This is a genomic window from Cedecea colo (assembly GCF_011808225.1).
Lineage (GTDB): Bacteria > Pseudomonadota > Gammaproteobacteria > Enterobacterales > Enterobacteriaceae > Dryocola > Dryocola colo.
On sequence record NZ_SOYS01000026.1, the window covers coordinates 1 to 984 of the forward strand.

A 984-nucleotide genomic window follows, 5' to 3' on the forward strand; every position below is an offset into this window, starting at 1 on the left:
GCGTCGTAGTCCGGATCGGAGTCTGCAACTCGACTCCGTGAAGTCGGAATCGCTAGTAATCGTGGATCAGAATGCCACGGTGAATACGTTCCCGGGCCTTGTACACACCGCCCGTCACACCATGGGAGTGGGTTGCAAAAGAAGTAGGTAGCTTAACCTTCGGGAGGGCGCTTACCACTTTGTGATTCATGACTGGGGTGAAGTCGTAACAAGGTAACCGTAGGGGAACCTGCGGTTGGATCACCTCCTTACCTTAAAGATACGAACCTGCGCAGTGTCCACACAGATTGTCTGATAGATGTAAAGAAGCAAGGTCTTACTATAGTGAAGAGGCTTGGCAGATATTGCCGCTCCGTTTCTGTTAAGGAAACGTCGCCTTACACAAAAATATCACCCGGTGGGTGATAAGCAATTTTTGTGTCCCCTTCGTCTAGAGGCCCAGGACACCGCCCTTTCACGGCGGTAACAGGGGTTCGAATCCCCTAGGGGACGCCACTTGCTGGTATGTGAGTGAAAGTTGCGTGCCGATATATCTCAAAACTGATTCTCAGGAATCACGTTTGAGATATGTGCTCTTTAAAAATCCGGAACAAGCTGAAAATTGAAACGACACGCCGTTTCCTTTCTCCGTAATAAGAAAGGAAGAGACGGTGTGTCAGAGTCTCTCAAATTTTCGCAACGCGARCKGTCTTACGAGACAYCTTCGGGTTGTGAGGTTAAGCGACCAAGCGTACACGGTGGATGCCCTGGCAGTCAGAGGCGATGAAGGACGTGCTAATCTGCGATAAGCGCCGGTAAGGTGATATGAACCGTTATAACCGGCGATTTCCGAATGGGGAAACCCAGTGCAATCCGTTGCACTATCGTTAAGCCAATACATAACTTAACGAAGCGAACCGGGGGAACTGAAACATCTAAGTACCCCGAGGAAAAGAAATCAACCGAGATTCCCCCAGTAGCGGCGAGCGAACGGGGAACAGCCCA

1 tRNA gene and 2 rRNA genes are annotated in these 984 nt (G+C 50.4%); all 3 read left to right on the forward strand.

Features of this window, described 5'->3' with window-relative positions:
- Positions 1-251 (forward strand): 16S ribosomal RNA (locus tag E2L00_RS21300); the annotation flags it as partial.
- A gap of 168 nt (positions 252-419) precedes the next feature.
- Positions 420-495 (forward strand) — tRNA-Glu (locus E2L00_RS21305).
- A 219-nt stretch (positions 496-714) separates the two neighbouring features.
- A 23S ribosomal RNA gene (locus E2L00_RS21310) occupies positions 715-984 on the forward strand; the annotation flags it as partial.